Source organism: Geobacillus sp. FSL W8-0026, assembly GCF_037966255.1.
Lineage (GTDB): Bacteria > Bacillota > Bacilli > Bacillales > Anoxybacillaceae > Geobacillus > Geobacillus icigianus.
The window spans coordinates 3,593,814-3,618,472 of record NZ_CP150194.1 but is presented as its reverse complement, the minus strand read 5'-3'; the positions used below and the strand labels follow the sequence as shown (position 1 = coordinate 3,618,472).

The 24,659-nt window shown below is 52.3% G+C and carries 23 protein-coding genes; 20 read left to right on the top strand and 3 right to left on the bottom strand.

Going from position 1 to position 24,659, the window contains the following annotated elements; genetic code table 11:
- Position 1 precedes the first annotated feature (1 nt).
- The 18 genes from NST29_RS18070 to rlmH all read left to right on the top strand — a co-directional run bounded on the left by NST29_RS18070 (position 2) and on the right by rlmH (position 17,495).
- Entirely contained in the window at positions 2 to 199 is a 198-nt protein-coding gene (locus NST29_RS18070) for a DUF951 domain-containing protein (RefSeq protein ID WP_033017872.1), read from the top strand.
- A gap of 27 nt (positions 200 to 226) precedes the next feature.
- Positions 227 to 1,327: a redox-regulated ATPase YchF gene (gene ychF / locus NST29_RS18065; protein WP_033017873.1), complete on the top strand. Its 1,101-nt coding sequence runs from the start codon at positions 227 to 229 to the stop codon at positions 1,325 to 1,327.
- Between the two features lie 465 nt (positions 1,328 to 1,792).
- The gene (rpsF, locus tag NST29_RS18060; protein ID WP_033017874.1) at positions 1,793 to 2,080 is read left to right on the top strand and encodes a 30S ribosomal protein S6; all 288 of its coding nucleotides are present in this window, start codon (positions 1,793 to 1,795) and stop codon (positions 2,078 to 2,080) included.
- 29 nt (positions 2,081 to 2,109) lie between these two features.
- The gene (gene ssb / locus NST29_RS18055) at positions 2,110 to 2,604 is read left to right on the top strand and encodes a single-stranded DNA-binding protein (protein WP_033017875.1); all 495 of its coding nucleotides are present in this window, start codon (positions 2,110 to 2,112) and stop codon (positions 2,602 to 2,604) included.
- A 337-nt stretch (positions 2,605 to 2,941) separates the two neighbouring features.
- A complete protein-coding gene (rpsR, locus tag NST29_RS18050; RefSeq protein ID WP_008880812.1) occupies positions 2,942 to 3,178 on the top strand; it encodes a 30S ribosomal protein S18 in 237 nt (78 codons plus the stop codon).
- A gap of 68 nt (positions 3,179 to 3,246) precedes the next feature.
- A complete protein-coding gene (locus NST29_RS18045) occupies positions 3,247 to 4,173 on the top strand; it encodes a YybS family protein (protein ID WP_033017876.1) in 927 nt (308 codons plus the stop codon).
- A 47-nt stretch (positions 4,174 to 4,220) separates the two neighbouring features.
- The gene (locus tag NST29_RS18040; RefSeq protein WP_033017877.1) at positions 4,221 to 6,194 is read left to right on the top strand and encodes a DHH family phosphoesterase; all 1,974 of its coding nucleotides are present in this window, start codon (positions 4,221 to 4,223) and stop codon (positions 6,192 to 6,194) included.
- A complete protein-coding gene (gene rplI / locus NST29_RS18035; RefSeq protein WP_033017878.1) occupies positions 6,191 to 6,640 on the top strand; it encodes a 50S ribosomal protein L9 in 450 nt (149 codons plus the stop codon). The genes NST29_RS18040 and rplI overlap by 4 nt, the downstream gene beginning before the upstream one ends.
- 105 nt (positions 6,641 to 6,745) lie before the next feature.
- Positions 6,746 to 8,110, top strand: coding sequence for a replicative DNA helicase (gene dnaB / locus NST29_RS18030; RefSeq protein WP_033017901.1), 1,365 nt, complete (start codon positions 6,746 to 6,748; stop codon positions 8,108 to 8,110).
- Between the two features lie 189 nt (positions 8,111 to 8,299).
- The gene (locus NST29_RS18025) at positions 8,300 to 9,586 is read left to right on the top strand and encodes an adenylosuccinate synthase (protein ID WP_033017903.1); all 1,287 of its coding nucleotides are present in this window, start codon (positions 8,300 to 8,302) and stop codon (positions 9,584 to 9,586) included.
- A gap of 196 nt (positions 9,587 to 9,782) precedes the next feature.
- On the top strand, positions 9,783 to 10,496 hold the full coding sequence (yycF, locus tag NST29_RS18020; RefSeq protein WP_033017880.1) for a response regulator YycF: 714 nt from the start codon (positions 9,783 to 9,785) through the stop codon (positions 10,494 to 10,496).
- Between the two features lie 6 nt (positions 10,497 to 10,502).
- Complete coding sequence (gene walK, locus NST29_RS18015) at positions 10,503 to 12,332, top strand: cell wall metabolism sensor histidine kinase WalK (protein ID WP_033017882.1); 1,830 nt, start codon at positions 10,503 to 10,505, stop codon at positions 12,330 to 12,332.
- Positions 12,325 to 13,656, top strand: coding sequence for a two-component system activity regulator YycH (gene yycH / locus NST29_RS18010; RefSeq protein WP_339232553.1), 1,332 nt, complete (start codon positions 12,325 to 12,327; stop codon positions 13,654 to 13,656). The genes walK and yycH overlap by 8 nt, the downstream gene beginning before the upstream one ends.
- Positions 13,643 to 14,425 carry a two-component system regulatory protein YycI gene (locus NST29_RS18005; protein WP_061912662.1) on the top strand — a complete coding sequence of 261 codons (783 nt, stop codon included), beginning with the start codon at positions 13,643 to 13,645 and terminating at the stop codon, positions 14,423 to 14,425. Before yycH ends, NST29_RS18005 begins: the two co-directional genes overlap by 14 nt.
- Positions 14,426 to 14,433: 8 nt before the next feature.
- Positions 14,434 to 15,228, top strand: coding sequence for an MBL fold metallo-hydrolase (locus tag NST29_RS18000; RefSeq protein ID WP_033017904.1), 795 nt, complete (start codon positions 14,434 to 14,436; stop codon positions 15,226 to 15,228).
- Positions 15,229 to 15,333: 105 nt separating this feature from the next.
- On the top strand, positions 15,334 to 16,554 hold the full coding sequence (locus tag NST29_RS17995; protein ID WP_061912663.1) for a trypsin-like peptidase domain-containing protein: 1,221 nt from the start codon (positions 15,334 to 15,336) through the stop codon (positions 16,552 to 16,554).
- 228 nt (positions 16,555 to 16,782) lie between these two features.
- The gene (locus NST29_RS17990) at positions 16,783 to 16,932 is read left to right on the top strand and encodes a CxxH/CxxC protein (protein ID WP_082799330.1); all 150 of its coding nucleotides are present in this window, start codon (positions 16,783 to 16,785) and stop codon (positions 16,930 to 16,932) included.
- Positions 16,933 to 17,015: 83 nt separating this feature from the next.
- The gene (gene rlmH / locus NST29_RS17985; RefSeq protein WP_061912664.1) at positions 17,016 to 17,495 is read left to right on the top strand and encodes a 23S rRNA (pseudouridine(1915)-N(3))-methyltransferase RlmH; all 480 of its coding nucleotides are present in this window, start codon (positions 17,016 to 17,018) and stop codon (positions 17,493 to 17,495) included.
- Between the two features lie 121 nt (positions 17,496 to 17,616).
- Here the strand turns inward: rlmH and NST29_RS17980 are convergent, their stop codons facing one another.
- A complete protein-coding gene (locus NST29_RS17980; protein ID WP_061912665.1) occupies positions 17,617 to 18,855 on the bottom strand; it encodes a GGDEF domain-containing protein in 1,239 nt (412 codons plus the stop codon).
- Positions 18,856 to 19,158: 303 nt separating this feature from the next.
- Here NST29_RS17980 and NST29_RS17975 point away from each other — a divergent pair, with 303 nt between their 5' ends.
- A complete protein-coding gene (locus NST29_RS17975) occupies positions 19,159 to 20,301 on the top strand; it encodes a glycerate kinase (protein ID WP_061912666.1) in 1,143 nt (380 codons plus the stop codon).
- A 102-nt stretch (positions 20,302 to 20,403) separates the two neighbouring features.
- Here the strand turns inward: NST29_RS17975 and manA are convergent, their stop codons facing one another.
- Entirely contained in the window at positions 20,404 to 21,366 is a 963-nt protein-coding gene (gene manA, locus NST29_RS17970) for a mannose-6-phosphate isomerase, class I (RefSeq protein ID WP_061912667.1), read from the bottom strand.
- A 141-nt stretch (positions 21,367 to 21,507) separates the two neighbouring features.
- Positions 21,508 to 23,031: an FAD-dependent oxidoreductase gene (locus NST29_RS17965; protein ID WP_061912668.1), complete on the bottom strand. Its 1,524-nt coding sequence runs from the start codon at positions 23,029 to 23,031 to the stop codon at positions 21,508 to 21,510.
- Positions 23,032 to 23,218: 187 nt separating this feature from the next.
- Between NST29_RS17965 and NST29_RS17960 the strand changes: the two genes are divergently transcribed.
- Positions 23,219 to 24,619, top strand: coding sequence for a hypothetical protein (locus NST29_RS17960; protein ID WP_061912669.1), 1,401 nt, complete (start codon positions 23,219 to 23,221; stop codon positions 24,617 to 24,619).
- Positions 24,620 to 24,659 lie beyond the last annotated feature (40 nt).

Genomic DNA, 24,659 nt, shown 5'->3' with positions numbered 1-24,659 from the left:
GATGGAAGAAAAAGAATTTGGTCTTTATGATATCGTGGAAATGAAAAAACCGCATCCGTGCGGGACGAACCGATGGAAAGTGATTCGTCTAGGCGCTGACATTCGCATTAAATGTGAGGGCTGCGCTCACAGTGTGTTGCTGCCGCGGAAGGAATTTGTCCGCAAAATGAAAAAAGTGCTTGTCAAGCATGAAGAATAACCGAACGGGAAAAGAGGAGTGGAATCCATGGGATTGACAGCAGGAATCGTCGGTTTGCCCAACGTCGGCAAATCGACGTTGTTTAACGCCATTACGAAAGCCGGAGCCGAGTCGGCGAACTATCCGTTTTGTACGATTGAGCCAAACGTTGGGGTGGTTGAAGTGCCCGATGAGCGGCTTCGAGTATTAACTGACATGTTTCAGCCGAAGCGGACGGTGCCGACCGTGTTTGAATTCACGGATATTGCGGGCATTGTCAAAGGGGCAAGCAAAGGAGAAGGGCTTGGCAATAAGTTTTTGTCCCATATCCGCCAAGTCGATGCCATTTGCCAAGTCGTGCGCTGTTTCAGCGATGAAAACATTACGCACGTGGCCGGCCAAGTCGATCCGCTCGCCGATATCGAAACGATCAATTTGGAGCTTGTGTTGGCCGATTTAGAGACGGTTGACAAACGAATCGAGCGGGTCGGCAAAATCGCCAAGCAAAAAGATAAAGAGGCGGCGTTTGAGCACGGGATTTTGCTGCGATTGAAAGAAACGCTCGAAGCCGGCAAACCGGCGCGCACACTCGAATTCTCTGAGGAAGAGATGAAAGTCGTCAAGCAGCTGCACTTGTTGACGATCAAACCGATGCTGTATGTCGCCAATGTTGGCGAGGAAGACGTCGCCGATCCTGACGGCAATCCGTTTGTCAAGGACGTGCGCGAGTTTGCGAAGCGCGACAACGCGGAAGTGATCGTCGTCTGCGCCAAAATTGAAGAGGAAATTGCCGAGTTCAGCGAGGAAGAAAAGCAGCAGTTTTTGCGGGAGCTCGGCATTGAGCAGTCCGGCCTTGACCAGCTGATTCGCGCTTCTTACAGTTTGCTTGGGCTGGCGACGTTTTTCACTGCCGGTGAACAGGAAGTGCGGGCGTGGACGTTTCGAAAAGGGATGAAAGCGCCGCAATGCGCGGGCATCATCCATTCCGATTTTGAGCGCGGCTTCATCCGCGCCGAGACGGTTTCATACGATGACTTAGTCGCTGCCGGTTCCATGGCGGCAGCGCGCGAGGCGGGCAAGGTGCGGCTTGAAGGAAAAGACTATGAAGTGCAAGACGGCGACATTATTCATTTCCGATTCAACGTCTAGGAGGTCGGTGATTTACTCACGCAACCGCTTCTCAGAATCATTTTTCAAATAGAAAAACTAGTTGCATTAGCTTCTATGTTCACACGTTCCATCATCGGATCAAGGCAAACAGCGGTTTTTCACCATCCTTCTAGGAGGCTGATGAAAAACGGTCGTTTCTCTTGAGCAATGGGGGAATGTTTGAAAGGCGCTCCTGATGCGACAAGGCTTATCCATTTGAGAAACGGGTTTGATCAGCGGCTTGCCCCCTTAAATCACCGGCCTTCTAGCGTTTCGCATTCCCCCGAAAGAAGCAAGGCCGCTAGTTCAACCAAAATGAGGATGGCAAATGTTTGTGCCGCGCAAATGCGGCAAACTACCTTGCTTATCGTTATCCATCATGGTATAATCAATAAATGTGAGTAATGTTCATTGCTCCTTGCCCTTCAGCGGAAGGGCCGTTCAGACCAAAAGGAGGTGACGAGCGTGAGAAAATACGAAATTATGTACATCATCCGCCCGAACATGGACGATGAGGCGAGACAAGCTCTCGTGGAACGGTTCAACAACGTGTTGAAAGAAAACGGCGCGGAGATTACAAAGGTGACGGATTGGGGTAAGCGTCGCTTAGCTTACGAAATTCAAAAATACCGCGATGGCTATTACATGATCATCAACGTCACAGCGGAGCCGAAAGCGGTGCAGGAATTTGACCGTTTAGCGCGCATCAGCGAAGACATTATCCGTCATATCGTCGTCAAGGAAGACGAATAATTTTTTCTTTATGGCAAGAGGTGGTTCTGATGATTAACCGCGTCATTTTAGTCGGCAGGTTAACGAAAGATCCGGAGTTGCGCTACACTCCAAGCGGAGTGGCTGTTGCCACGTTCACGCTTGCCGTCAACCGGCCGTTTACAAACCAGCAAGGCGAACGGGAAACGGATTTTATTCAATGCGTCGTTTGGCGCCGCCAAGCGGAAAATGTGGCGAATTTCCTCAAAAAGGGGAGTTTGGCTGGAGTCGATGGCCGGCTGCAGACCCGCAGCTACGAAAATCAAGAAGGCCGGCGCGTCTATGTCACGGAAGTGGTGGCTGACAGCGTCCAATTTTTAGAGCCCAAAGGTGTGAGCGAGCAGCGAGGGGCAGCAGCAGGCGGCTACTATGGGGATCCATTCCCATTCGGACAAGATCAGAACCACCGATATCCGAACGACAAACAGGCGGGCCGCATCGATGAAGATCCTTTCGCCGATGACGGTCAGCCGATCGATATTTCCGATGACGATTTGCCGTTTTAACGTTATTTCTGACAGAAGTCTTCCACCTCAAGGAATGTGCACAGGGCAAAGCCTAATGAGTAAGTGGAAGAGGGATGTCGGCGATCGCCGACGGATGTGGTCATCGATTGTTTGAACGGATGCCTTCGGAGCGAAGGAAGGCGTAAAGGGGACTTGGGTGTGGCTTAGTTTGGCGAACACCGCCCAAGTCGTTGGAAGCCTCCACCTCTAAGCGAAGCGTAGGTGGCGGGCAGTTCATCGTCTGAAAACACCGTCCTCCGCTCGAAAAATGGGGAGAGCGCTGATCCCATGGGCGGGCGGCGGTCCGGAAAGCGAAGAAAGAAAGGAGGAAACAAAAATGGCAGGACGGAAAGGCGGACGCGGCAAACGCCGCAAAGTATGCTACTTCACGGCGAATAACATTACGCATATCGACTACAAAGATGTCGATTTGCTGAAAAAATTCATCTCTGAACGCGGAAAAATTTTGCCGCGCCGCGTAACGGGAACGAGCGCAAAATATCAACGCAAACTGACGGTAGCGATCAAGCGCGCGCGTCAAATGGCGCTCTTGCCGTACGTTGCGGATGAATGAGCCGGAAAAGGGCAGTAAGGGGAACCTTACTGCTTTTTTTATATCTGGTCAAGAAAGGGGAACATTCCTTGCGAAACACGCATGTTCTCACCGAGGCGGCGATCGAGCTTGCGCTGTTTGCCGTTTTGTTTTTGTTTGCGCTGTACGTGCCGGTCGTCGGGATCGTTGCTACTCTGTTTTTGGCGCTTCCGTTTATGGTGTTCACGATGCGCCACGGATGGATTCCTGCTATGTTGCTGCTGGCGGCGGCCCTTGTCGTCTCCGGTTTGATCGGTTCGCTTCTGGCGCTGCCGATGGCGTTGATGTTCGGCACGTTTGGCATCGCGGTTGGCGCGCTGCTTTCCAAACAGAGAAACCGGTACGTTGTTCTTCTTGTCGGTACGTTTGTATTTTTGCTCAATATCGTCCTTGATTACATCATCTCGATTCAGTTTTTGCACGTCGATCTGATCCAAGATACGCTTGCGCTCGTGCGTGAATCGTTTGACACCGCGATGCGTCTCATGGAAGGGATGGGGCAAGCGCCATCTTTGGAGATGCAAAGGCAGATCGAACAAGGACTGAAGCTGATCGGCTATATGATTCCGACGCTGTTTGTCATCGCGGCGTTGGCGCTTTCGTATGTGACGATCATCGTCTCGCTGCCAGTGATGAAAAGGCTAAAGCTGCCGGTCGGTTCATGGCCGCCGTTTCGTGAGTTGACGTGGCCCAAAAGCGTGCTATGGATTTATGTTGTCGTCCTCCTTCTCTCCTTGTTTCCGCTGGAAGAAGGATCGTTTGCCTATATGGCGGTGCTAAATGTATCGTATGTGTTACACCTAGCCATGATCGTGCAAGGTTTTTCGTTTTTGTACGCTGTTGCCTACAAAAGAGGAATCGCCAAAGGCGTGGTGGTAGCGGGGACGGTCCTTTGCTTATTCCTGCCTTTTCTACTTTATCTTGTGGCGATATTCGGTATAATTGATTTAGGATTTGATTTGCGCCGCCGCATATGATAATTGGATAAGGTGAGTCATTTCTTCCGAAGTAGGAGCTGACTTGAATGCATTTTTATGAAAGGAAAGCGTATCGCTATCCGCTTTATGCGTTGGCCGCCATGGCGGTGCTAATGGCGATTGGCCTGTTTTATTTCCAATGGCTGATCGGGCTGGTCGCCCTTCTCGGCATTGGATTCGTTCTGTACAGCGTCATCTGGTCGCAGCGCTCTTTGTATCAAGAGCTGGAACATTATATTTCCAACTTATCGCATCGCGTTAAAAAAGTCGGGGAAGAAGCGCTCATGCAAATGCCGGTCGGCATTATGCTTGTGAATGAAGACGGCGAGATCGATTGGTCCAATCGCTTTCTGGCCGCCTGCTTCAAAGAGCAGACGTTAGTCGGCCGCTCTCTCGCTGAACTGTCCGAGCCATTGGCCGCTTTCGTCAAAAGAGGAAAAACGGACGAAGAGATCTTTGAGTTTCATGGAAAGCGACTCAAGGTGCTCATTCGCCGCTCTGAACGGCTTCTTTACTTTTTTGACGTCACCGAGCATATGGAATTGAAGCAAAAATACGAGGCGGAACGCTTGGTGCTCGCCATTATTTTTCTCGACAATTATGATGAAATTACGCAAGGGATGGACGATCAAGCGAAAAGCCAACTGAACAGCCTTGTCACTTCTGTGCTGAATCGGTGGGCCAATGATTATGGCATCTTTTTAAAGCGGACATCGTCCGACCGGTTTATCGCGGTGTTGAATGAGCAGATCTTGAGCCGATTGGAAAAAAGCAAATTTTCCATCCTTGATGAAGTGAGAGAACAGACGGCGAAGCATCATGTTCAGCTGACGCTGAGCATCGGCATCGGCGCCGGTGTGTCTCCGCTTCCTGAACTTGGCGCGCTCGCGCAATCAAGCCTCGATTTGGCGCTTGGGCGCGGCGGCGACCAAGTGGCGATTAAGCAAGGAACCGGGAAAGTGAAATTTTACGGCGGCAAAACGAATCCGATGGAAAAACGGACGCGCGTCCGCGCCCGCGTCATCTCCCATGCGCTTCGCGAATTGATCGTTGCAAGCGACAAAGTGCTCATCATGGGCCACAAGTATCCGGATATGGACGCGCTTGGGGCGGCCATCGGCATTTTAAAAGTCGTTCAATCGAACCAAAAGGAAGGATTTATCGTCATTGACCCGGCGAAAACGGATGCTGGGGTGCAGCGGCTGCTCGAGGAAATGAAAAAGCAGGCCGATTTATGGTCAAGGTGCTTGAAGCCGGAGCAGGCGTTCGAGTTGGTGACAGATGATACGCTGCTCATTGTCGTGGATACCCATCGACCGTCGCTTGTCATTGAGGAGCGGTTGCTATACCGCACCGACCACATTGTCATCATTGACCACCATCGCCGCGGGGAAGAGTTTATCGAGGCGCCGCTGCTCGTCTATATGGAGCCATACGCTTCCTCAACGTCCGAGCTCGTTACCGAACTCTTGGAGTATCAACCGCGGCGCATGAAGTTGTCGATGTTGGAAGCTACCGCTTTGCTTGCCGGCATCGTTGTCGATACAAAAAGCTTTACGCTCCGCACCGGCTCGCGGACGTTTGACGCCGCCTCGTACTTGCGCTCTCAGGGAGCGGACACGGTGCTCGTGCAAAAGCTGCTGCGGGAAAGCATCGCCAATTACGTCAAACGCGCCAAACTGATTGAACGGGCCGCCATCGATGAGCACGGCATTGCCATTGCCAGTGGGGACGAACATGAGGTGCACGATCAAGTGTTGATCGCGCAAACGGCTGACACGCTCCTGACACTGAGCGGTGTTGTCGCTTCGTTCGTCATTTCCAAGCGGGCGGATGGAACGGTCGGCATCAGCGCCCGCTCGCTTGGCGATGTCAATGTGCAATTGATCATGGAGCGGCTCGGCGGAGGCGGGCATTTAACGAACGCTGCCGCCCAGCTGTCTGACGTGACGGTCGAAGAGGCGGAGCGGCAGCTGCGTGAGGCGATTCATGACTATTTTGAGGGGGGGAAGCCATCATGAAAGTCATTTTTCTAAAAGATGTGAAAGGAAAAGGGAAAAAAGGCGAAATCAAAGACGTAGCTGACGGTTATGCGAACAACTTTTTGTTCAAGCAAGGGCTCGCTATTGAAGCGACTCCGGCCAATATTAAAGCGCTCGAAGCACAAAAGCAAAAAGAGCGTCGCCAGGCTGCGGAAGAGCTGGCCAATGCCAAAAAACTGAAAGAAGCGCTCGAAAAACTGACGGTGGAAATCGCGGCGAAAGCGGGCGAGGGCGGCCGCTTGTTTGGCTCGATCACAAGCAAACAGATCGTCGAGGCGCTTTACGATCAACATGGCGTAAAGCTTGATAAGCGAAAAATGGAACTTGCTGACGCCATTCGTTCCCTCGGTTATACGAATGTGCCAGTAAGGCTTCATCCGGAAGTGACAGCCACGTTGAAAGTGCACGTCACCGAGCAAAAATAACAGCTGTTGTCGGATGCCCCCGCCCGCTGCGGCGGGGTTCCTTGCTTCTCAGCTTTGAAGGTTTGGCGTGGAATGAAAAACACGGGGGAAAAGGTGGTGAAACCGATGAGCGAACTGTTTTCCGAACGAATTCCTCCGCAAAGCATCGAAGCCGAGCAGGCTGTGCTTGGCGCCGTATTTTTGGATCCTACCGCGCTGACGCTCGCCTCCGAACGATTGATTCCCGAAGATTTTTATCGTGTGGCACACCAAAAAATTTTTCATGCCATGCTCCGGGTGGCCGATAAAGGCGAGCCGGTTGATTTAGTGACGGTGACGGCGGAACTCGCCGCCTCCGAGCAGCTTGAGGAAGTGGGCGGCGTTTCGTATTTAAGCGAGCTGGCGGATTCGGTGCCGACGGCGGCCAACGTCGAATATTACGCCCGCATTGTTGAAGAGAAATCGGTGCTTCGCCGCCTCATCCGCACGGCGACATCGATCGCCCAAGACGGATACACCCGCGAAGATGAGATTGACATCCTGCTCGACGAAGCGGAACGAAAAATTATGGAAGTTTCCCAACGGAAACATTCCGGTGGTTTTAAAACGATTCGCGATATTCTCGTTCAGACCTATGACAATATTGAAATGCTCCACAATCGGAACGGGGATATCACCGGCATCCCGACGGGGTTTACCGAACTGGACCGGATGACGTCCGGTTTTCAGCGCAGCGATTTGATTATCGTCGCTGCCCGGCCGTCAGTCGGAAAAACCGCGTTTGCCTTGAATATCGCGCAAAATGTCGCAACGAAAACAAACGAAAACGTGGCGATTTTCAGCTTGGAAATGAGCGCCCAGCAGCTTGTGATGCGGATGCTTTGCGCCGAAGGCAACATCAACGCACAAAGCTTGCGCACGGGCAAGCTGACGCCGGAAGATTGGGGCAAATTGACGATGGCGATGGGCAGCTTATCCAATGCCGGCATTTACATCGACGATACGCCGAGCATCCGCGTCAGCGACATTCGCGCCAAATGCCGTCGACTGAAACAAGAAAGCGGCCTTGGCATGATTGTCATTGACTATTTGCAGCTCATTCAAGGAAGCGGACGCAATCGGGAAAACCGCCAACAGGAAGTATCGGAAATTTCCCGTTCGTTAAAGGCGCTCGCCCGTGAACTTGAGGTGCCGATCATCGCCTTGTCGCAGCTGTCGCGGAGCGTAGAGCAGCGCCAAGATAAGCGGCCGATGATGTCCGATATTCGCGAATCGGGAAGCATTGAGCAGGATGCGGATATCGTCGCCTTTTTATACCGCGACGACTACTATAACAAAGATTCAGAGCATAAAAACATCATTGAAATCATCATCGCCAAACAGCGGAACGGTCCAGTCGGAACGGTGCAGCTCGCCTTTATTAAAGAGTACAACAAATTTGTCAACTTAGAACGCCGCTTCGATGAGGCGCACATTCCGCCCGGAGCGTAACGGTGTGCAGCCGGCGGTTGCCTCTGATTCTGCCGTGCCTGCGCAACGTCGCCTTGTCGATGCCTCCAGTGAATCATTGACGAATAAAACAAGATAAGGATGTTTTGAATGTTCGTGTTTCATTGACTTTGCGGCTGAAAACTGATACACTGACAATGTTCAGACCGAGGAAAACTGGAGGTGCTCGCCATGTCGTCAGTCGTTGTTGTCGGCACGCAATGGGGTGATGAAGGGAAAGGAAAAATTACGGATTTTTTATCGGAAAACGCAGAGGTCATTGCCCGATACCAAGGGGGAAACAACGCCGGGCACACGATCGTGTTCAACGGAGAGAAGTATAAGCTGCATTTGATCCCATCGGGCATTTTCTATAAAGATAAAATTTGCGTCATCGGCAACGGGATGGTCGTCGACCCGAAGGCGCTCGTCGCCGAGCTTTCGTACTTGCACGAGCGCGGCGTTGCGACCGACAACTTGCGCATCAGCAACCGCGCCCACGTCATTTTGCCGTACCACTTGAAGCTGGACGAGCTGGAAGAAGAGCGGAAAGGTGCGAACAAAATCGGCACGACGAAAAAAGGAATCGGGCCGGCATACATGGACAAAGCGGCCCGGGTTGGCATCCGTATCGTTGACTTGCTTGACCGCGAGGTGTTTGCCGAAAAGTTGGCTCGCAATTTGGAAGAGAAAAACGTGCTGTTTGAAAAGGTATACGGAGTGGAAGGCTTCCGGCTGGAAGACATTTTCGAACAATACTACGAGTACGGCCAACAAATCGCTACGTACGTCTGCGATACCTCGGTCGTATTGAACAACGCCTTGGATGAAGGGCGCCGCGTCTTGTTTGAAGGGGCGCAAGGCGTCATGCTCGATATCGACCAAGGCACCTATCCGTTTGTTACATCGTCGAACCCGGTCGCCGGTGGGGTGACGATCGGTGCCGGCGTCGGCCCGACGAAGATCAAACATGTCGTTGGAGTGGCAAAAGCGTACACGACGCGCGTCGGCGACGGGCCGTTTCCGACGGAATTGCACGATGAAATCGGCGATCGCATTCGCGAAGTCGGCCGCGAGTACGGGACGACGACCGGTCGGCCGCGCCGCGTCGGCTGGTTTGACAGCGTCGTCGTCCGCCATGCCCGCCGGGTGAGCGGCATTACCGACTTGTCGCTCAACTCGATCGACGTGTTGACCGGCATCGAAACGTTGAAAATTTGTGTTGCCTATCGTTACCGCGGCCAAGTGCTTGAAGAGTTTCCTGCAAGCTTAAAAGTGTTGGCCGAATGCGAACCAATTTATGAGGAGCTGCCTGGTTGGACAGAGGATATTACCGGCGTGAAAAGCCTTGATGAATTGCCGGCGAACGCCCGCCATTACGTCGAGCGCATTTCCCAGCTCACCGGCATTCCGCTTTCGATTTTCTCCGTCGGTCCGGATCGCTCGCAAACGAATGTCGTTCGCAGCGTCTACGCGTAAACAGCGGCAGCAGACCATAGGAAAAACAGGCATAGATGCATGGCGTCTATGCCTGTTTCGTCATTGGGCGGCAAAACGACAGCGCCAATTTCGCTCGACTCCTCAAAATGGCAGCCGGCAACGGATGATTTCATGGTCATAACATGGTAAATTAGTAATGATAGCATTCCATCGCAAAAGGAAGGATGTGTGCGAGATGGAAAAACGCATTTTAGTCGTCGACGATGAAAAACCGATTGCCGATATTTTGCAATTTAACTTGCAAAAAGAAGGATATGAAGTCATTTGCGCCTACGACGGCGAAGAGGCGCTGCAAAAAGTCGAAGAAACGATGCCGGACTTGATTTTATTGGATATTATGCTGCCGTTAAAAGACGGCATGGAAGTTTGTCGCGAAGTGCGGAAAAAATACGACATGCCGATTATTATGCTGACGGCGAAAGATTCCGAGATTGATAAAGTGCTCGGGTTGGAGCTCGGCGCGGACGATTATGTGACCAAGCCGTTCAGCACACGCGAGCTCCTCGCGCGGGTGAAGGCGAACTTGCGCCGTCATGCGCAAACAGCCGCGCAAGAAGGAGAGGGAAGCGAAACGAATGAAATTGCCATCGGCCCGCTCGTCATTCGCCCGGACGCCTATGTCGTACAGAAGCGGGGCGAAACGATCGAACTGACCCATCGCGAATTTGAGCTTCTCCACTATTTAGCCAGACACATTGGACAAGTCATGACGCGCGAACATCTGCTGCAAACGGTCTGGGGTTACGACTATTACGGCGATGTGCGCACGGTCGATGTGACGGTAAGGCGGTTGCGGGAAAAAATTGAAGACAATCCATCCCACCCGAATTGGATCGTCACCCGCCGCGGGGTCGGTTACTATTTGCGCAACCCGGAACAGGAGTCATGAACGAACATGAAAAAAGTAGGGCCGTTTCGTTCCATTCATTTTAAGTTTGTCATCATTTATGTGCTGTTAATTCTCGTCGCCATGCAAATTATCGGCGTCTACTTCGTCCGCAAATTGGAAACCGAACTTGTGCAAAACTTTAAAAACTCGTTGAATGAGCGGGTGACGCTGCTCGCTTATAATATCGAGCAGGCGATGAATCGGGAGCGGGATGAGAATAGCCCGACGTTAGAAGAAGACATCCGCTCGCTTCTTCATGACTTCGTTTCTCAAGACATTTCCGAAGTGCAAGTGATCGATGACAAAGGAAAAGTGCTGGCGACGTCCAACCCATATACGCAAAACATCGTCGGAAAGCGGACAACGCAAATTTATATCAAGCGGTCGCTGATTACTGGGGAAATGGTTGATCAAATGATGCTCGATCAAAAGACGGGCCATCGCATGTATATTTCCTCGACACCGATCAAAACGAGCGGGGAAATTAAGGGCGTTATTTACGTCATCGCTTCGATGGAAAACGTCTTTTCGCAAATGCGGCAAATCAATATGATTTTGGCGACCGGAACGGGGATCGCTCTCGCCATTACCGCCGTGCTCGGCATTTTTTTGTCGCGCACGATCACTCGCCCGATTTCTGATATGCGCCGGCAAGCACTGGCGATGACAAGAGGAGACTTCTCCCGCAAGGTCAAAGTGTACGGCTACGATGAGATCGGCCAATTGGCCATGACGTTCAACAATTTGACGAAAAAATTGCAAGAGGCGCAGGCGACCACCGAAGGGGAGCGGCGCAAGCTCGAGTCGGTGTTGACGCATATGACCGATGGCGTGATCGCGACCGACCGCCGGGGGCGCGTCATTCTCATCAACGATGCCGCGCTAAACATTTTGAATGTTTCACGTGAAACAGTGCTGTCGAGTTCGATCGTCGACGTGCTCGGCCTTGCCGACCAGTATACGTTTGAAACGCTGTTAGAGGAGCGCGATTCGCTCATTTTAGATTTCAGCACGGATGAGGAACTGTACATTTTGCGCGCGTCGTTGTCGGTGATTCAAAAAGAGGGTGGATTTGTCAACGGATTGATCGTCGTTTTGCACGACATTACCGAACAGGAAAAAATCGATCGCGAGCGGCGGCAGTTTGTCGCCAACGTGTCGCATGAATTGCGGACGCCGCTCACGACGATGAAAAGCTATTTAGAAGCGCTCGCCGACGGCGCTTGGCAAGATAAAGACATCGCTCCAAGGTTCATTCAAGTCGTGCAAAATGAAACCGAGCGGATGATCCGGCTCGTCAACGATTTGCTTCATCTGTCCAAGCTCGACAGCAAAGACTACAAGCTCAAGAAAACGTGGATCAATTTTTCAGCCTATTTTCATAAAGTCATTGACCGGTTTGAGCTGACGAAAAGCGACAACATCCGGTTCGTCCGCAAAATTCCCCGTGAGGCGATTTTTATTGAAGTGGATGAGGACAAAATTACGCAAGTGTTGGACAACATCATTTCCAACGCGTTGAAATACTCTCCTCAAGGCGGGACGATTACGTTCCGCGTGCGCCAGCTAGCTGATGAAATCATCGTCAGCGTTAGCGACGAAGGGGTCGGCATTCCGAAGGCTGACTTAGGTAAAATATTTGAACGTTTTTACCGCGTTGATAAGGCGCGGTCGCGCAAACTGGGCGGGACCGGCCTCGGGCTGGCCATTGCCAAGGAAGTGGTGCTTGCCCATGGCGGGACGATTTGGGCGGAAAGCAAAGAACATAAAGGAACGACGATTTACTTTACATTGCCGGTAGAACGAGAACAAAAGGATGACTGGGACGATGTATGAGACGATCAAAACCATCGTGTTGACGGCGCTCGTATTCATCAGCGTGATGCTGACGTTTGCTTTATGGACATACCACCCGAGATACGACGTGTTGCAAAGCAGCGATGAATACATTCAACACGTCTCCGTAAGCAATACGCAAGTGGACACGGCAATGGTTGTGCAGCCGGAACAAGTGCTGATTCATAAAAACGGGATCCACTATGCGGTCGTGAAAGAAGAGGAAAAAAATGAGGCGTTAAAAGAGATCAGAAAATGGTCGCTTGATGACTTCGAAGATATTTCTTCTTCTGTCCCACAAGGGAAGTTTTTATCGTTTTTAAGCGGCAAGGAGCGGCTGGAAGTCATTTATCCCGACGAAGTGCCGATGGATATTTACCGCTTGATTTTTACGATTGAAGACAAAAAAACGGAAGGATTGGCGTTTGACCGTCTCGTTGTTCCGCTTGGCGGAAAGGACGAGTTTCCTGTATACTTTATCGCGACCGACAAGCGGAAAATTTACCGGGCGACCGCCACTGACGCTTCGCTATCCGTCATCAACCGGCTGGCGAGGGAGGCGAACCGTTTTCCTCGGTATTTCGCCTACCCGATCAGTGAAATGAAGCAACTTTATTTGCCGGAAAACGAAGTGACGTTGAACAGCCTGCAATATTACACAGATGAACTGGACGCTGATAAGTTTAAAGAGGCGCTGTTTAGCGACCCCAGCTTCGTCAAAAAAGACTTCATTCCGTTCGGTGAAGAGTATACGGACGGATCAAGGCTGATGGATGTTGATTTTCTGCAACGCATGCTTTTATACGTCAATCCGGCGGCGCGCGTCTCAAACAGCGGGCAGACAGAGCCGGAAACCCATCTCATTCAAAAAAGCATTGAATTTGTCAACGAACATGGCGGCTGGACGGATCTGTACCATTTCGCCCGCTGGAACGAAGAAGATCGGAAAGTCGTGTTCCAGCTCGTTGTCAACGGCTATCCGGTTTTTAACGATTATGGCATGTCTGAAATTGTGGAAACGTGGGGGGCGAGCGATTTAATGAAGTATCAACGCCCGCTCTTTCGCTTAGAAATCGCTGACCGTAGCCGCACGCCGAAAACGCTGCCGTCCGGCCGCGAAGCCGTCAAACAGCTCGAACAAATGAAAGGCGTCCGCCGGTCGCTGATCAAAAATATCGTCATCGGCTATGAGCTCGTGAAAGATCCCGATCGGGAAAAAGTGATCCGCCTTGAACCAGCATGGTTTTATTTATACGGGCAAACGTGGAAAAAGGTGGCACCGAGCGGAACGGAACGAGGAGGGGAAGCGCATGGATTGGAGTAAAACGAAGACCATTTTTATCATCGTCTTCCTCGTTCTCGACTGCTTTTTAGGCTATCAATTTATGGAAAAACGAAGCAGCAGCCAGCTGGACGTCATTTTAGAAACGACGATTGAAGAGCAGCTTGAGGCCAATGGCATTACGTATGTCGAGCTGCCGAAAGAAGTGACGAAGGCGGCGTATGTCAGCGGCAAAAGTCGTCAATTCACCGAGGCCGATGTGAAAAAGTTGCCGAGCCAAAAAGTGAAAATCGAAGGAAAAACAAAAATCAAAGGAACATTTACCCGTCCGCTTGTTTTGCCGGTCGATGACCCGTATCGACTGCGCGAGTTTTTGCAGCATTACATGGTCAACGGGGGACAGTATGCCTTTTGGTCGTTCAATGAAAATGAAGGGACAGTTATCTGTTATCAAGTGTACGACGGCAAAATGATTTATGGCAACGAAAACAGCAAGCTGGTCATCCATGTAAACAAAAAGCAGGAAGCATTGTCCTATGAACAGACGATGTTGGACGACTTGGAAAAATATGAACGAAAACAAGACATCGTCCCAGCGATCAAGGCGCTTGAAACGCTGTATCGAAAAGGGTATTTGCAGCCGGGGGACCGCGTCACTAAGGTCGAACTCGGCTATTACGGACTTGTCCAATTCACCGCCTCTCAAGTATTGACACCGACATGGCATATTGTCGTCAATCGCAAGGAAGATTATTTCGTCAACGCCTTTGAAGGACAAGTCATCAATGACCAAGGAAATGTTTTGGAGTGAAAACGAACATGACGATGCGATTTAGCGTACTGGCAAGCGGCAGCACCGGCAACGCCTTTTATGTGGAAACGGATCGCCAGCGTCTGCTTGTCGATGCCGGTTTGAGCGGCAAACAACTGGAGGCGCTGTTTGCGCAAATCGGCCGCCACCCAAGCGAACTGCATGCGCTTCTTGTCACCCATGAACATAGCGATCACATTAAGGGGCTTGGCGTCTTAGCGCGCAAATATCGCTTGCCGATCTTTGCCAATGAAAAAACATGGCGAGCGATGGAGGCGGCGGTTGGGGAAATCCCGAGTGAACAAAAGTTCGTTTTTCCGCTCGGCGCGGTAAAGACGTTCGGCGATCTTGATGTAGAATCATTCGGTGTTTCCCACGACGCTGCCGAGCCGATGTTTTACGTCTTCCATTGCGGCGGAAAAAAACTCGCCTTGCTCACCGACACCGGTTATGTGAGCGAGCGGATGAAAAAGACAGTGGAGAACGCCGACGTGTTCGTGTTTGAAAGCAACCATGACATCGGCATGTTGCGAATGGGAAGGTATCCGTGGAACGTCAAGCGCCGCATTTTAAGCGATGTCGGCCACATTTCGAACGAGGAGGCGGGCTTGGCGTTGGCCGATGTGATCGGCGACCGGACGAAGCGAATTTATTTGGCCCATCTGAGCCAAGACAACAATATGAAGGAGCTGGCGCGCATGACCGTAGCGCAAACACTGGAACAAAAAGGCCTCGCGGTCGGCGGCCGCTTTCATCTGTACGATACCGATCCGCATCAGGCGACCGCGCTCGCTTGCGTCTAATGGCGGTGCGGCTTTGGCTGCGCAACGGGCACCGATTGGATTTTTTTCTCTGTTCATGATTATAATGAGGGATGGAGAGAAATATAGAAAAAGGTGGTGATGGGCATGGGATATTACGATGATCATTATGAATCGCACGGTCAAACGAGACGAACACGGCGCGGCGGCTCGTTTGCCTCGGCGTTCGTCGGCGCCATACTGGGAGGCGGGCTCGTGCTCCTTTCGATTCCAGCGCTTTCCCGTTGGGACATTCTCCCATACAATGTTGCCCCTTCCGAGCAAGCTGGCGGAGAAGAGCGGGCAGGGGACAATGGCACCCCTCCCATCCAGCAAAGCGTTTCTGTTGACGTGACCACAGCGGTCACGAAAGCCATCGCTCAAGTGTCGGATGCCGTTGTTGGCGTTGTCAATATTCAAGCGGCAGGCTTCTGGTCACAAGGTGAAGAAACCGGCGTTGGATCGGGGGTCATTTACAAAAAGGCGGGAGGAAGGGCGTTTATCGTCACAAACCATCATGTCGTTGAAAACGCAAGCCAGCTGGAAGTCAGCTTGAAGGACGGAACGAGGGTGCCGGCGAAGCTGCTCGGGAGCGATGTACTGATGGATTTGGCCGTGCTGGAAATTGAGGCGAAACATGTGAAAAAAATCGCCCAGTTCGGCAACTCTGACGCCGTGAAGCCGGGAGAGCCGGTCATCGCCATCGGCAATCCGCTCGGTTTGCAGTTCGCAGGCTCAGTGACGCAAGGCATCATCTCCGGAACGAACCGGACGGTGGAAGTGGATTTGGACCAAGACGGCAATCCCGACTGGAATGCCGAAGTATTGCAGACCGATGCGGCCATCAACCCGGGCAACAGCGGCGGCGCCCTTGTAAATATTAAAGGGCAAGTCATCGGCATTAATTCCATGAAAATCGCCCAAGAGGCTGTCGAGGGCATCGGTTTTGCCATTCCGATCAATGCCGCCATCCCGATCATTTCCGATTTGGAGCGATATGGTCAAGTGCGCCGCCCATATATGGGCGTGGAGCTTCGCTCGTTAAGCGACATTCCGTCATATCATTGGCAAGCGACGCTTCATTTGCCGGCAAACGTAACCGAAGGTGCTGCCGTTATTCAAGTTGTCCCGATGTCGCCAGCGGCCCAAGCCGGCTTGCAGCAATTCGACGTCATTGTGGCGCTTGACGGCGAGAAAATTCGCAACGTGCTCGATCTGCGCAAGTACTTGTACACGAAAAAGTCGATTGGAGACCGGATGGACGTAACGTTTTACCGCGATGGGAAAAAACGGACAGTTACTTTAAAACTGGCGCGTGAATCGTATTAAACAAAGAAGAAGGAGCGAGACCGCTCCTTCTTTCCGTGAAAACGCCGAACCGGCACGGATTTTCATCCTTGGGTGGAGGGCGGGGCGCGCCGCCCATGGAACGTTTCTGTGAAAATGCCGCGCTGGCACGGTCGAGGGCAGATCGCTGCCCCTGGAACTTTTCCATGAACGAACCGGTTGGCTGGCACGGATTCCTGCTCATAAACGGGCGATAAGGAGGGGGAAGCGATGATATTCACATGTGAAGAACATATTGATGCCGCCATTGATGAATATGTGGATGAAACGGAACGAGCCCCTGACTTGGCCCCTGTGGATAACGATGAAAACAGGTGTTGGTTTTGCGGGAAGAGGGCCATATATGTAGTAGGAAGCTAATATTTTTACACAATATGTGGATATATATTGTGTATATGTGGATAAATGTTGTTGATAAAGTGTTTACAAGGTGGGGATGGATTGTGCATATTTGCATTGCCGCTGTGGGTAAGTTGAAAGAGACCTACCTAATCGCTGGAGTGAATGAATATAAAAAGCGGTTATCCCCGTATGCCAAAATCGAGATCATCGAGGTGGCGGACGAAAAAACTCCCGAGCGGGCGAGTCCGCTTGAAGAGGAACGAATCAAAGAGCGAGAGGGAGAGCGGCTGTTGGCTCACATCCCTGACAGCGCCTATGTGATCGCGCTGGCTATCGAAGGGAAGATGAAATCGTCCGAGCAGTTTGCTGCCCATCTCGATGAGCTGGCGACCTACGGGCAGAGCAACATCGCTTTCGTCATCGGCGGCTCGCTCGGCTTGAGCAGACGAGTGATGGCGCGTGCCGATGAGGCGCTGTCGTTTTCAAAAATGACGTTCCCCCATCAGCTGATGCGGCTCATTTTGCTCGAGCAAATTTACCGCGCCTTCCGCATCAACCGGGGGGAGCCGTATCATAAGTAAGACAGGTCGTTTCGTAAACAAAGCGGGCTGAGCTCGGCGTTCGCCTCGGGTGATAGCCGGGTTTTTCGCTTGTTCCGGTTGGCCGGTGCGCTGGCGAGGGGATGGAAAAGGAGCGGCCTGACTAGGCAGCTCCCCCACATTGGGCAGACACTTTGTTTTTGCCGCTTTCTTTTGAGCGAAGCAATAAATGATCGGCATAAATGTACGCCTTTTCGATTGACATCGTCCCCTCGGCTCGAAAAAAGTAAAGACCAAAGGACGATGTATACGATACGGTCTGTTTGCTCATCCCATAATCGACAAACACCGTGCTGCGTTGCACCGCTTTTCGCATTTCTTCCACAAGTTGGATGCATTGTTCAAAGGTGCGATGGCGCAAAAACATCGTAAATTCCTCGCCGCCGCTGCGGAATAGAAAATCTTCTTCTTGCAAAAATCGTCTCAAGATTGAGGTAAAGTGGCGGATGACTTCATCGCCGACCGCGTGATTGTATGTGTCATTAATTCTCTTAAAATTGTCGATGTCGGCGACGACAACGCCGATCCATTCCCCTGTTCCGTTTAGCTTGGCAATCGTTTGGTCCATGAAGGCGCGGTTGTGGACGCCGGTCAAAAAGTCGGTATAAGCCATTTTTTCAAAATGGTCGCGCTCGAGCTTATGCTGGATGCTTTGTGACTTGGAAAAAAAGGAGCGGCTGACGAAATAGTTGAGCAGAAACAAGCATAAAAGCATGTCCCAGCGCTGCTCTTGCAAAAAGAGAAACAGCAAGCCATTGGTCAGCGCGGTTTTAGCCATATCAGCCCAGCTTCTCGTTTTAATAAAATCGAGAGCTTCGCGCCTTGTTTGAATGTCGCCTGTTATGTAGAAAATGACGATTAAGCAACAGTCAGTCAAGAAGGAAACGGTCACAACAAGCAGGAAGATCAGCAGCCAAAATCCGATGAACGGAACGGTCTCAAACAGTGGAGCCAAGAAGCTGTATATGGCAAATGCCAGCGAATTGAATGTCACAAACGAGCCGATGTTGTACAGCGTGTGCAGCCATTCATCAGGCTCCGCGGTTTTCAAGTACTTTTTCGTCCCATGCTCTGTCAAGCGAAGCAACGCCTCGAACAGAAACAGTCCAAGCGGGCCGGCAAACAAGGCGAACGACAGGCTATAGTTGATGCCGTAGTCGACCGGAATGTTGTTTTTCGTTTTGTCGACGACGCGCAAATGCGAATATAAGCTCGAAAACACCCAATAAACCAACAAGGCAACGGCATAAGTGCGATCAAGGACGGGCGGCTCGGACACAGCAACGATGATGATCGAAACGAAAAAAAGGATGAAAATCACTGGTCGCGCTTGAAATAACATCTCAACTCTCTCCTATGATCTGACCTCTGACCACTTTTGGGCTGGCGAAACAACGCCAAAGAAAAGGATGGCTAACCACCATGGCAGCGCGTTCCCGGTCACCGTTTGAGCGGCGGCAGGCGGCAGCGGGCGGTGAAGACGGGGCCCAAAGGCATGAATATGTTCTTATTTGGAGCAAACAAACGAGCAGTTAAGTCTATTATAGTACTATATACATAATTGTGAAAATAGACAGAATGGCATGGTTTTTCGACTTTTTTCGCGAAATTTGACATGAACCCCAAAGCCAGGGAGGGGAAAAATGTGAAAATTGTCATTGCTCCTGATTCATTTAAGGAAAGTCTTTCGGCGCTCGAAGTCGCTGAGGCGGTGGAGCGTGGGTTTCGCGCCGTGTTTCCGGAAGCGGACTATGTGAAAGTGCCGATGGCCGATGGCGGGGAAGGAACCGTACAATCGTTGGTTGACGCAACGAATGGCCGCTTGATAAACGTCGAAGTGACAGGACCGTTAGGCGACCCTGTGCCGGCGTTTTTCGGCTTGCTTGGCGACGGAAAGACAGCGGTGATTGAAATGGCGGCCGCCTCGGGACTCCACCTTGTTCCCCGCCATCGCCGCAATCCGCTGCTGACGACGACGCGCGGAACAGGGGAATTACTTCGTGCGGCGCTCGATGCCGGGGCGACTCGCTTGGTGATCGGCATTGGCGGCAGTGCGACGAACGACGGGGGAGCGGGCATGGTGCAAGCGCTAGGTGGACGGCTGTTGGATCGCGACGGCCGCGACATTGGTCCGGGAGGAGGCGCTTTGGCCGATCTATATGCGATTGACCTTTCTGGGCTGGATCCACGCCTTGAAGACGTTTGCATTGAGGTCGCTTGTGACGTCGAGAATCCGCTTACGGGGCCGAACGGCGCGTCCGTCATCTTTGGCCCGCAAAAAGGGGCGACGCCCGACATGGTCGCCGTTCTCGACCGGAATTTGGCGCATTATGCGGATGTCGTCGAGCGCGAACTCGGGAGGCGGGTCGGCGACATCCCGGGCGCTGGTGCGGCGGGTGGCTTAGGAGCGGGATTGCTGGCGTTTCTAAAGGCGCGGTTGAGGCGCGGCGTCGATCTTGTGATCGAAGCCGTCCAACTAGCAGAACGCGTCAAAGACGCTGATTTGGTGATCACGGGCGAGGGACGGATCGATGGACAGACGGTTTTCGGCAAAACGCCAATCGGTGTCGCGAAAACAGCGAAACGGTTTGGCGTCCCGGTCATCGGCATTGCCGGGTCATTGGGCGAAGACAGTCATGTCGTGTTGGATCACGGCATTGACGCATTGTTTACGATTGTTCCTGGCGTCGTGCCGCTTGACAAGGCGCTGGAGCAGGCGAAACAGTATGTGGTGCAGACGGCGCGACACATCGCTGCGGTGTATCGTCTCGGCCAAAGCAGAGGGTGAGGACTAGGGAAAAAAAGAAAGCAGGCGCCCGTGCGAAACGACGGAGCGCCTGTTCCTTATCTAGCAGAGACATTGGTGCTAGGCGCGGCGAGCACGGCCCGTTTATTTGCCTGCCCGCGGCCATGAGGCGATCGCCTCGAGTGTCCCTTGGATCGTGAAGCAGCCGAATTGGTGCGGTAAAATCAAATGGTCCCCGTAGCGAAGCGGATAAGCGCGCCCATTGTGGATGAGTTCGCCTTCGCCCCGGAGGATGCTGACGATGAGAAACGGCTTTGTCTGCGCTGACGTGAACGTGTCATGGATGTTCCATTTTTGGACGCCAAAGTAATCCCCCTCCACGAAGGTCGTCACCGTTGCCCCCGGAAACTCGGCGACATAGGGGCGAACATCGGCGTCGCGGTGCGGAACCGTGGTGACATCCAGCGCTTTTTCCAGATGGAGTTCGCGTTTCCGTCCGTGGCTGTCGACGCGGTCGTAGTCATAGACGCGGTACGTTGTGTCGGAGCTTTGTTGCGTCTCGAGAACGAGCGTTCCTTCGCAGAGCGCATGGATCGTGCCGCTCGGGACATAGAAAAAGTCACCGGGCTGAATGGGCACTTTCCGGAGCAGGCGGTCCCACTCCCCCGCCTCCATCATGGCGCGCAGCTGTTCCTTCGTTTCCGCATAATGGCCGTAAATCAACTCGGCCCCCGGCTTGCAGTCAATGATGTACCAGCACTCCGTTTTGCCGAGTTCCCCGCCCTCATGTGTCTTCGCGTAGTCGTCATCCGGGTGAACTTGCACTGATAAATCAGCGTTCGCATCCAAAATTTTTGTCAATAGCGGAAAACGATCCGATGGAAAATGGCCGAACAAGTCGCGGCGTTCCTCCCAAAGTTGTCCCAGTGTGATTCCGGCAAACGGTCCCTGGGCGATTTTGGTCTGGCCATGCGGATGAGCCGATACCGCCCAACATTCCCCCGTTTGCGCGGATGGAATCTCATATCCGAATCGTTCGGCCAACTTTGTGCCGCCCCAAATCCGTTCTTGGAATACAGGAGTGAGAAAAATCGGTTCAAAATCCATGCGTCATCCCTCCCGAAAACGTCATGCCGATGCCATCCTTTATCCATTTTTATCTTACCATGAATGGCGCCAGCGGCAAATGAAAACGGTAAGCTCGTTGGACTGCAGGGCATGCGTGAATCGGGATCAACTTTCCATTCGTCATGTCGCGTCCCATTCGATGCGGCGCAGCGGGCGCGTCGCTGGACCTTCGACGACGGCGCCATCGACCGAGAAGCGTGAACCGTGACATGGGCAGTCCCAAGTTCGATCCCCGCCGTTCCACTCCAATTCGCAGCCCATATGGGTGCATGTCGTATCGACAACGTGGAGCATTCCTGCCTCGTCTTTGTAGGCACCAGCTCGTTTTCCGTTGACCGCAACAACCGCCCCTTCGCCGCGCGCCAAATCTTGCGGCCGGCGGCTGACTGGCTCTATTTTCCCGGCCAACAAGTGTTTGGCGACATCTAGATTGGTGGTGAAAAATTGTTTCACACTCGGGTCAGCGTAAAAACGCGATGGGGAATACAAATCGCGATACCGGTTGTCGCGGCCGAGAATGAGATCGGACAGCAGCTGTCCGGCGGCAGTGCCGTTTGTCATTCCCCATTTTCGATATCCTGTCGCGACATAAATCGTCGGTGTGTCCGCTGTCATCGGGCCGATATACGGCACTTTATCGAGCGTCGTCAAGTCTTGGGCTGACCAGCGATAACGGATGTCCTTCACCGTAAACAGCTGAGAAGCGAATGAGGACAGCGCCTCGTAATGATGCATTGTCGGTACACCTTGGCCGGTTTTATGGTTCTCGCCCCCGATCAAAATCAGCGTCTCACCGTTGGCGGCAACGGAACGAATGGAGCGCTTCGGATCGTCGGCGCTTAAGTACATCCCGCCCGGATACGGCTCGGCGACCGTGACTCCCAATACGTATGAACGTTCGGCGTACATGCGCGAAAAGTAAAATCCCCCATCGTAAAACGGAAAGTGGGAGCAAATAGCGACATGGTCGCACGCAATCCGCCGCTTGTTTCGGGTGATGACAGCCAACCGCTTCCCTTGTTCGATGTCTGCAGCGGGCGTATGTTCATAAATGGCGCCACCGGCGTTGACGATGACTTCAACAAGCTTGAGTAAATACGTAAGCGGATGGAACTGCGCCTGTTTTTTCATTACGACCGCCGCTGTCGCTGGCAGCGGCAGAGGAATCGAATCGACAAAAGCGCCCTCAATGCCGAGCTGTTCGTACGCCTCCCACTCTTTCACAAGTTTGGGTAAAGAGGAGGAAGATGTTGTATAGACGTAGGCATCTTGTTCGCCAAAATCGCAATCGATTTCCCGGCTTTCGACGGTAAGGCGGATGAAGCGGAGCGCATCCATGCAAGCGTCGTAATAAAGGCGCGCTTTTTCCGCGCCAAAGTGACTGATCAGTTCATCGTAAATAAGATCGTGTTGAGCGGTGATTTTTGCCGTCGTATGGCCCGTTGTTCCGTTGAGCAATCGATCGGCCTCGACAAGAGCGACACGGACTCCTTGCGTGGCGAGCAAATAAGCGGTCGTAATTCCGGAAATGCCGCCGCCGATCACCGCAACATCAACGGAAATGTCTTCGTCAAGCGTTGAAAACGACGGAAGCGGAACGGAATCGCGCCAGTATGGTTCCACAGCTGAAGGAAGAGATGACATGGATGAAACCTCCTTAACTGTCCACAGTCTCGTTTTTGGTAGTTTGCTCTCGGTTATGGCGTGTTATTCCACCTATCCACACCCGTTTCTTTTTTCGCAACCGTCCGCAACGGCAGGAAAAGATGATACAATAGAAAGAAAAGAGGAAAAAAGATTTTGTGAAAATAATGTTAAAGGAAGATCAGAAGTGAATAAATATACAAACCCGTTTCATGATCGCGCCCATTCATGGGCCGACAGTCTGATTTTGGAACATTACAGCGTAAGCGAGCTCAACTTTGAGACCGTCAATCACTATCGGGAGCGGTTTGCGCGGGTGAAGCCCGACCATCCGTGGAACGGCCTCGAGACAAAAGAATTTTTATACAAAATCGGAGCGTGGGGCAAACTGCGCGACAGCAGCAAAGAAGGGTTGACCCTCGCCGGATTGTTGATGTTCAGTGAAGAGCGGATCATCACCGAGGTGCTCCCGCAGTACTTTTTGGAGTATCGGGAGCATGCGGAGCGGGCGGAAGCCGGTTGGATGAAGCGCTTCACCTCGCAAGACGGAACGTGGTCGGGAAACGTCTACGACTTTTATTTTCGCGTGCTCGCTGAAGCGGAGCGCCACGTTTGGTCAGAAGAAGGGCGGATGGTGCTGCGGGAGGCGTTGGTCAACGCGCTTGTCCATGCGGATTATGGGGAGGAAGGCGGCATCATCGTAGAGAAGGACGGCGCTTCGTTTCGCTTTGCCAATCCCGGGCGGTTTCGCATTCCGATTGAGGCGGCGATGGCTGGGCAAATGAGCAACTTGCGCAACCCGAATATTTTTAAAATGTTTTTGCTGATCGACGTGTGCAAACGGGCCGGCTCCGGTTTGAAACGGATGAGTGACGGCTGCGGACGGACGCTCGCCGCTCCGGTCGATATTTCGCAACAAACCGCTCCCGACCGGACGATCGTGACACTATGCTTGTTGCCGTTTCCAGAAGAAACGAGCGCCACAATTGAAACAGGGATAGACGAAGTTGTGCAACAGATCGAACAAGAATGGATGGAATCAGGCGAGTTGGATCGCGATGAAAACTTCGTAAATAACACTCCTAACTCCATAAATATAAAGCCCAACTTCGTTAATAACGAACCAAACTACGTAAATAGCGGGTCTAACTTCGTAAGCAAGGCCGAAAACTCCTTAAATAGCGATGCCAACTCCATGAATATCTCGCCCAACTCCGTAACTAAACCGCCCAACTCCGTAAACAGCGCACCCGACTTCGTAAGTAGCGAAATCGGCATCGGCGGTACGGATGAAGAAGAAGAGGCGGTTGATGAACGGTTGTGGAAGATGGCGGAATTGGCGCGGCGAAAAAAGCGGCTCGCCCCAGCGGTGATGGAGGAATTGATCGTTCGTTTATGCCATGAACGGCCGCTTCGTTTAAAAGAACTGGCGGCACTGTTGGAGCGAACGCCGGACGGGCTGCGCAACAACTACTTAGGGAAACTATTAGAGGAAGGAAAAATTCGTCTCCAATATCCGGATCAGCCCAATCACCCGCGTCAGGCGTACATCGGAGCCGACAAGAAGCAACTTGGTCGGCATGAGTGAGGAAACTGGACCGATGTGCCGGAAGAAGGTTGAAAATCGG

What these genes read in the sequence shown, in the direction of transcription:
- NST29_RS17965 (WP_061912668.1), bottom strand. Translation starts at nt 23,031, where the DNA reads ATGTCATCTCTTCCTTCAGCTGTGGAACCATACTGGCGCGATTCCGTT.
- walK (WP_033017882.1), top strand. Translation starts at nt 10,503, where the DNA reads ATGAAAAAAGTAGGGCCGTTTCGTTCCATTCATTTTAAGTTTGTCATC.
- NST29_RS17980 (WP_061912665.1), bottom strand. Translation starts at nt 18,855, where the DNA reads ATGTTATTTCAAGCGCGACCAGTGATTTTCATCCTTTTTTTCGTTTCG.
- manA (WP_061912667.1), bottom strand. Translation starts at nt 21,366, where the DNA reads ATGGATTTTGAACCGATTTTTCTCACTCCTGTATTCCAAGAACGGATT.
- ssb (WP_033017875.1), top strand. Translation starts at nt 2,110, where the DNA reads ATGATTAACCGCGTCATTTTAGTCGGCAGGTTAACGAAAGATCCGGAG.
- rplI (WP_033017878.1), top strand. Translation starts at nt 6,191, where the DNA reads ATGAAAGTCATTTTTCTAAAAGATGTGAAAGGAAAAGGGAAAAAAGGC.
- ychF (WP_033017873.1), top strand. Translation starts at nt 227, where the DNA reads ATGGGATTGACAGCAGGAATCGTCGGTTTGCCCAACGTCGGCAAATCG.
- NST29_RS17995 (WP_061912663.1), top strand. Translation starts at nt 15,334, where the DNA reads ATGGGATATTACGATGATCATTATGAATCGCACGGTCAAACGAGACGA.
- NST29_RS18070 (WP_033017872.1), top strand. Translation starts at nt 2, where the DNA reads ATGGAAGAAAAAGAATTTGGTCTTTATGATATCGTGGAAATGAAAAAA.
- NST29_RS17990 (WP_082799330.1), top strand. Translation starts at nt 16,783, where the DNA reads ATGATATTCACATGTGAAGAACATATTGATGCCGCCATTGATGAATAT.
- NST29_RS18005 (WP_061912662.1), top strand. Translation starts at nt 13,643, where the DNA reads ATGGATTGGAGTAAAACGAAGACCATTTTTATCATCGTCTTCCTCGTT.
- NST29_RS18025 (WP_033017903.1), top strand. Translation starts at nt 8,300, where the DNA reads ATGTCGTCAGTCGTTGTTGTCGGCACGCAATGGGGTGATGAAGGGAAA.
- dnaB (WP_033017901.1), top strand. Translation starts at nt 6,746, where the DNA reads ATGAGCGAACTGTTTTCCGAACGAATTCCTCCGCAAAGCATCGAAGCC.
- rpsR (WP_008880812.1), top strand. Translation starts at nt 2,942, where the DNA reads ATGGCAGGACGGAAAGGCGGACGCGGCAAACGCCGCAAAGTATGCTAC.
- yycH (WP_339232553.1), top strand. Translation starts at nt 12,325, where the DNA reads ATGTATGAGACGATCAAAACCATCGTGTTGACGGCGCTCGTATTCATC.
- NST29_RS18040 (WP_033017877.1), top strand. Translation starts at nt 4,221, where the DNA reads ATGCATTTTTATGAAAGGAAAGCGTATCGCTATCCGCTTTATGCGTTG.
- NST29_RS18000 (WP_033017904.1), top strand. Translation starts at nt 14,434, where the DNA reads ATGACGATGCGATTTAGCGTACTGGCAAGCGGCAGCACCGGCAACGCC.
- yycF (WP_033017880.1), top strand. Translation starts at nt 9,783, where the DNA reads ATGGAAAAACGCATTTTAGTCGTCGACGATGAAAAACCGATTGCCGAT.